The sequence below is a fragment of the Mesorhizobium sp. M0227 genome, assembly GCF_040321855.1.
Lineage (GTDB): Bacteria > Pseudomonadota > Alphaproteobacteria > Rhizobiales > Rhizobiaceae > Mesorhizobium.
In genome coordinates this window covers 187,205-193,752 of sequence record NZ_JAMYSJ010000011.1, presented here as the reverse complement: position 1 = coordinate 193,752, position 6,548 = coordinate 187,205, and the positions used below count along the sequence as shown (strand labels likewise).

At 64.5% G+C, this 6,548-nt stretch carries 7 protein-coding genes; 2 read left to right on the top strand and 5 right to left on the bottom strand.

Annotated features, from left to right (window positions below):
- Positions 1 to 143 precede the first annotated feature (143 nt).
- Genes NKJ00_RS17850 through NKJ00_RS17830 form a run of 5 tightly spaced genes read right to left on the bottom strand, consistent with a single transcriptional unit; the run spans position 144 to position 4,373 of the window.
- Positions 144 to 917, bottom strand: coding sequence for a LamB/YcsF family protein (locus NKJ00_RS17850; protein WP_031212611.1), 774 nt, complete (start codon positions 915 to 917; stop codon positions 144 to 146).
- A gap of 37 nt (positions 918 to 954) precedes the next feature.
- Positions 955 to 1,344, bottom strand: a complete 390-nt coding sequence (locus NKJ00_RS17845; RefSeq protein ID WP_023809521.1) for an acetyl-CoA carboxylase biotin carboxyl carrier protein — start codon at positions 1,342 to 1,344, stop codon at positions 955 to 957.
- A complete protein-coding gene (gene accC / locus NKJ00_RS17840) occupies positions 1,334 to 2,707 on the bottom strand; it encodes an acetyl-CoA carboxylase biotin carboxylase subunit (RefSeq protein ID WP_023809522.1) in 1,374 nt (457 codons plus the stop codon). Before accC ends, NKJ00_RS17845 begins: the two co-directional genes overlap by 11 nt.
- A 5-nt stretch (positions 2,708 to 2,712) precedes the next feature.
- Complete coding sequence (locus NKJ00_RS17835) at positions 2,713 to 3,162, bottom strand: acetyl-CoA carboxylase biotin carboxyl carrier protein (RefSeq protein WP_023809523.1); 450 nt, start codon at positions 3,160 to 3,162, stop codon at positions 2,713 to 2,715.
- An 8-nt stretch (positions 3,163 to 3,170) separates the two neighbouring features.
- A complete protein-coding gene (locus NKJ00_RS17830) occupies positions 3,171 to 4,373 on the bottom strand; it encodes a pyridoxal phosphate-dependent aminotransferase (RefSeq protein ID WP_352442509.1) in 1,203 nt (400 codons plus the stop codon).
- A gap of 203 nt (positions 4,374 to 4,576) precedes the next feature.
- On the opposite strand from NKJ00_RS17830, the gene NKJ00_RS17825 reads away from it, so the two are divergent.
- Both NKJ00_RS17825 and NKJ00_RS17820 read left to right on the top strand, forming a co-directional pair.
- Positions 4,577 to 5,755 carry an NAD(P)/FAD-dependent oxidoreductase gene (locus NKJ00_RS17825; RefSeq protein WP_352442508.1) on the top strand — a complete coding sequence of 393 codons (1,179 nt, stop codon included), beginning with the start codon at positions 4,577 to 4,579 and terminating at the stop codon, positions 5,753 to 5,755.
- Between the two features lie 106 nt (positions 5,756 to 5,861).
- Positions 5,862 to 6,515, top strand: coding sequence for a GntR family transcriptional regulator (locus tag NKJ00_RS17820; RefSeq protein ID WP_023809526.1), 654 nt, complete (start codon positions 5,862 to 5,864; stop codon positions 6,513 to 6,515).
- Positions 6,516 to 6,548 lie beyond the last annotated feature (33 nt).

Here is a 6,548-nt window from a genome sequence, read left to right as displayed (position 1 = left end):
CCCCGGGCCCTTATTTCCCGCATTGGGCCTTACCGCCCTCCCCCCCACACCCCTTTACCCCCCCGGCATCGCCGCCAGGGAGGTCGGTTCTTTAACGGCCGGGGCCGGGCCCGTGCGGCAGGGCCGCGTAACCGTTCGGTCGCTTAGGCCGCGAACGCTCTGACCCTGACGCCGCTTGCCTCAAGCCGTCTCCTGACATGCGCGGCGATGGCGACGGCAGCCGGCGTGTCGCTGTGGACGCAGATCGAATCGATCGGCGTCCGCAGCATCTGCCCGGAAAGCGTCTCGATGGCGCCTTGCTTGACCATTCGGACGACCCGTTCGGCTGCCCTCTCGGCGTCGTGGATGACAGCGCCTTCCAGCTTGCGCGAAACAAGGAAGCCTTCCTCCGTATAGGCGCGGTCGGCGAATATCTCGGACCTGACCGTCAGCCCAGCGTCGCGCGCGATCCTGTCCTGGAAGCCGAGCGCAATGACCAGGCAGATCAGGCCGGGATCGACGGCCTTGACCGCGCGCGTCACCGCTTCGGCGACGCCACGATCGGTCTGGGTAAGATTGCCTAGCGCGCCATGCGCCTTCACATAGTGGATCGGGTGGCCGGCATAGGCGGAAAGCGCCTGCGCCGCGCCGATCTGGTAGGCGACCAGCCTTTCGATCTCATCCATGGAATGCGGAATGATGCGGCGTCCGAACCCCCACAGATCGGCGAAGCTCGGATGCGCGCCAACGGCAACGCCCTTGTCGCGCGCCATCGAGAAGGTGGCAGCCATGATCTCGGGGTCGCCGGCATGAAAGCCGCAGGCGACATTGGCGGAACTGACGATGTCGAGGATCGCCGCATCGTCGCCGAGCCTGTAGGCTCCAAAACCCTCGCCCATGTCGGAATTGATATCGACCTGCAATCCTTGGGCCGCCATGGCGCTTTCCTCAGTGGTTCGAACCATCGCCTTTGCTTCACACCAGCTCGTAGAGCGGCGTGCCGTAGCCGACGACCGCTCCGTCCTCGATCAGCGCCGCGCCCAGCACGCCGTCTACCGGCGCGAGCACGGCCTTCAGGCATGGGCCGACCTGCAGGACGCCGACCGTCTCGCCCTTGCGAACCACCTGGCCAGGGTCGGCAACCGGCCGACCGGTCGTTGGATGATCGAGACGGAACACGCCGACGCCGGGCGCGCGCACGCCTTTGAAGACCGTTTCGGCCTTCGGGGCTTCGGCCGCGGGTGTCGAGGGAACAACGGATTGCATGTGCAGGCGCAACGAAAAGCCGGCCTCCGACACTTCGATCTCGCCGATGCCGGCGCTAACACACCAGCCGGCCAGCCTTTCGAGCTCCTCAACCGTCATCGCCGCCTCGTCCCTGGAGCAGACCGCCTTCAATGAGACGTTCAAGATGATGGATATCGAAGCCGCCGGCGGCAAAGCCGGGCTCCTCCATCAGGAGGCCGTGGAGCGGCGCGTTGGTGGCGATGCCGACAGCCTCCATCTCGCCCAGCGCGCCGCTCATGCGCCGGATCGCCTCGGCCCGCGTCGCGCCATGCGCCAGCAGCTTGGCCACCAGGGAATCGTAGTGCGGCGGCACGGTGTAACCGGAGTAGAGATGCGATTCGACGCGGATTCCCGGGCCGCCGGGCGGCGTCCAGCGCTCGACCCGGCCCGGATGCGGGCGAAAGCTGTAGGGATCTTCAGCGTTGATGCGGCATTCGACGGCGTGGCCCTGGATGCGGATGTCTTCCTGGCTGAACGACAGGGCTTCGCCCCGGGCGATGCGGATCTGCTCGCGCACGATATCGATGCCGGTGACAAGTTCCGTGACGGGATGCTCCACCTGCACGCGGGTGTTCATCTCGATGAAAGAGAAGCGCCCGTCCTCGTAGAGGAATTCGAACGTGCCCGCGCCTGTATAGCCGATGGTTAGGCATGCGTGGGCACACAGCTCGCCGATCTCGGCAATCGCCTCGCGGGCGATGCCGGGCGCCGGCGCCTCCTCAATGATCTTCTGGTGGCGGCGCTGCATGGAGCAATCCCGCTCGCCTAACCACACCGCCTTGCCATGCTTGTCCGCCAGAATCTGAATCTCGATATGGCGCGGGTGCTCAAGGAATTTCTCCAGATAGACTTGCGGGTTGCCGAAGGCCCGGTCCGCCTCTTTCACCGCCATCGAAACGGCTTCCAACAGAGCGCGCTGCTCGCGCACGATGCGCATGCCGCGCCCGCCGCCGCCGCCCGCCGCCTTGACGATGACCGGATAGCCGATGGCCTCGGCAATGGCGCGCACTGCCTGCTCGTCCTGCGGCAGCGCCCCCTCCGACCCTGCAACGCAGGGAACGCCGGCAGCGATCATCGTGCGCTTGGCGGAGACCTTGTCGCCCAAGGTGCGGATCGCCGCGGCCGACGGCCCGATGAAGGCGAGGCCGGCATTTTCGACGGCCTCGGCGAAGGCGGCGTTTTCCGAGAGGAAACCATAGCCCGGATGGATCGCGCCCGCGCCGGTGAGTTGCGCGGCCGCGATGATCTCGGCGATATTGAGATAGCTCTCCGTCGCCGCAGCCGGCCCGATGCAGATCGCCCTGTCCGCCAGCGCGACATGGCGAAGGCTCGCGTCGGCTTCCGAGTGCGCTGCCACCGTCTTCAATCCGAGATCGCGGCAGGCGCGCAGGATGCGCAGCGCGATTTCACCGCGGTTGGCGATAAGGACGGTGTCGAACATCGCCGCTAGCCCAAATCTTCGAGAACGAACAGCACATCGCCGGACTGCACGGCGGCATGGTCGTCCAACGCGATCTGGACGATCCGCCCAGCGCGATCGGATTCCACGACGTTGAACGTCTTCATGGCTTCGAGGACACCGACCTTCTGCCCTTCCACGACCACATCGCCAACCGAAGCGAGCGGCGGTTCGCCTTCGGTGCCGGAACGGTAGAACACGCCGGTCAGCGGCGCGCGGATCGAATGCCGCGCGATGGGCGGAGCTGTCGAAGCCGGATTTGTGAAGACGGCAGGGCCGGCGGCTGACCCCGACTGCGGCGAAGGCTGCGACGCGGATTGCGCCAGCACCCCCTGCCTGGACATGCGGATACGAACGCCATCGCGCTCGATCTCCAACTCGGCAATGGGCGAACGCGAGACAAATTCGATCAGCTTCTGGACGAAGTCGAGATCCATCGCCGGCCCTACCGCAGCGCTTCGACAGCCTCGGCGATACGCCCGATCGCTTTTTCGATCAGGTCCATCGACGTGGCTATGGAAATGCGGAAATGCGGCGACAGGCCGTAGGCAGAGCCCTGCACCACCGCGACCCGCGCCTGATCGAGCAGGTAAAGCGAGAAGTCGTCGTCGCTGCCGATAGGAGTGCCGTCCGGGCGGCGACGACCGATCAGGGCCGAGCAATTGGGATAGAGATAGAAGGCGCCCTCGGGCGTCCGGCAGGTGAGACCGGGAATCGCGCGCAGCAGATCCAAAGCGCGGTCGCGCCGTGCCTGGAATTCGAGCGCCCGAGGGCGAAGAAAGTCCTGAGGACCTTCCAGTGCGGCAATGGTCGCGGCCTGCGAGATGGATGACGGGTTGGACGTGCTTTGGCTCTGCACGGTCGCCATGGCGCGGATCAGCGGTTCCGGCCCGCCGGCATAGCCGATCCGCCAGCCGGTCATGGCATAGGCCTTCGACACCCCGTTCACTGTCAGCGTACGGTCCTTCAGCCTCGGCTCGACGCCGGCGATGGTATGGAAGGTTCGTCCATCGAACAGGATATGCTCGTAGATGTCGTCGGTCAGAACGTGCACATGCGGGTGATCGAGCAACACCCCCGCCAGCCCCGCAAGTTCGTCGCGGCTGTAGACGGCGCCTGTCGGGTTGGAAGGCGTGTTGAGAAGCAGCCATTTGGTGCGCCCGGTGATCGCGGCTCGCAGGGCTTGCGGTGTCAGTTTGAAGCCCTGCGGCTCCGTGCAGGGAACGACCACGGGCTTGCCTTCGCCGAGCAGGACGATGTCGGTGTAGGAAACCCAATAGGGCGCTGGGACAACCACCTCGTCGCCGGGGGCCAGCGTTGCCAGCAGGGCGTTGTAGATGATCTGCTTGGCGCCGCCCGCGACACTGATTTGCGAAGGCTTGTAATCGAGGCCGTTCTCGCGCCTGAATTTTCCGGCCACCGCCTTCTTCAGCGCGGCGGTGCCGTCGACCGCCGTATAGCGCGTCTCCCCCCTGCGCATCGCCTCGTAGGCCGCCTCGACGATGTGCGGTGGCGTTGGAAAATCCGGCTCGCCGGCGCTCAGGCTGATGACGTCGATGCCGGCCGAACGCATTTCGATTGCCCGCGCGGTGACCGCCATGCTGGGGCTTGGCTTGATGACGTCGAGACGGGGAGCGATGAGGCCCACGGGAAATCCTCGGCATGGCTGCCGCGACGTTGCCGGGCAGGTGATATCTGTTACAAATTGGATAATGTATTCTGTTTTTCACGTCAAACCTCTTTTTCTGCATCGAAGACCGGGTTATGTCTCGTTTTGGACGTGGACCGATAGAGGAAGATATCCAATCCTTGTCGCCGCGGATGATATTCGAGATAGGGAACGCGATTGGTATGGGCACAAACTATGATGTGGTGATCGTCGGCGGCGGCGTTGTCGGCAGCTCGATCGCCTACTTTCTGTCAGCCAATCCGGATTTCGATGGCAGGATCGCGGTGATCGAGCGGGACCCGTACTACACGGCGTCCTCGTCTTCCTTGTCGACCAGCGCCATCCGCCAGCAGTTCGGCACGGCGCCCAACATTGCCATGTCGAAGTTCAGCATCGACTTCCTGCGCCAGGTAAAGACGCGGCTTGCCATCGGCGACGAGTTGGCCGACATCGGCCTGCATGAGCCCGGCTACCTCGTGCTGGCGACACCCGAGCGGGCCGACGCGCAGCGTGCCAAGAACCGCGTTCAGCGCGGCATGGGCGTCGACGCCGAACTGATCGAGCAGGCCGATCTGGCGCGACGCTTCCCATGGCTCAACACGGACGATCTCGCCCTTGGCTCGCTCGGCCTTGGCAGCGAAGGCTGGTTCGACGGCCCCGGCCTGATGCAGGCATTCCGCCGCAAGGCACGCACGCAGGGCGTGGACTATCTTGCCGCGACCGTGACCGGACTGACCATGGCGTCTCCCGGCAAGGTTGGCGAAGTGGTTCTGGACAATGGCGACCGGCTTGCCGCCGGCACGGTGATCAACGCGGCCGGGCCATGGAGCGCGGGCATTGCCAGGATGGCCGGCGCCGACCTACCGGTCGTCCCGAGCAAGCGATGCGTCTTCGTCTTCGAAACACCGGCAAGGATCGAGAACTGCCCCTTCATCTTCGACACAAGCGGCCTCTGGCTGCGGCCGGAAGGTCAGCTCTTCCTGTGCGGTATTCCACCGGTACGCGAGAACGACCCGGACGATTTCGGCCTGGATGTGGACTACGACCTGTTCGACGAGTTGATCTGGCCAGCACTCGCCTATCGTGTGCCAGGCTTCGAACAATTGCGCATGCTGCGCGCCTGGGCGGGGCTCTACGAGTACAACACCTTCGACCACAGCGGCATCATCGGCCGGCATCCCGAGATCTCGAACTTCGTCCTGGCCACCGGCTTCAGCGGCCACGGCATGATGCACGCGGCGGCGACCGGGTCGGGCGTCAGCGACCTCATTGCCTACGGCGAGTACCGATCTGTCGACCTCTCGGCCTTCCGCTACGAACGGATCGCTGGCAATCAGCCTATCGAGGAACATGTCTACTGAAGCGAAACGGGCGACATGGCATCGCAGTGACAACGGTGCTATGCGTCCACTTCTTCAATCAAAACGGCGCCAGTCAACAAACACGGCGGCCGCCTCAGGCTGATTCATGCTCGTACAGAAGAAAACCATCTCGACCCAGGTCGCCGATGCCATCAGGCAGAAGATCCTGATCGGCGAATACGAGGCCAACTTTCAGCTGCGGCAGGAGCATCTGGCCACCGAGTTCGGCGTCAGCCGAATTCCGGTGCGAGAGGCGCTGCATCAGCTTCATTCGGAAGGCTTCGTCACGCTGGTTTCCCACAAGGGCGCCGTCGTTACCTCCATTTCCCTGGACGAGATTCTCGAGCTCTACGAATTGCGAGCCCGGATCGAAACATGGCTGCTAGCCCTGGCCATTCCAAGGATGACGGAGGCAGACCTCGCGCTGGCCCGCGAGCGCGCAAAGCAGCACCAGGAGCAGGGCAAGACAGGCGAGTACTCGAACCAGCTCAACTGGAACTTCCACGCCGCGCTCTACGCGCCGTCCGGCCGCAAGGCGACGATCGAACTGGTCGGGCGCATCTACCAGCAGCTGGAACGCTACACGCGCATGATGGTGACGCTCACCGAAATCCAGGCCCAGTCCGACCGCGACCACTGGCAGCTCATCGACCTGTGCGAAGCCAAGGATACGCTGCGCGCCGTCGGCCTTTTGGAAATGCATATCATCACCAGCGGCAAATTCCTGGTCGACCGGCTTGAGGAATTGCGGGGCAGCTGATCAGTCGCCCCGTCTCCTTGTCCAGCCCCAATC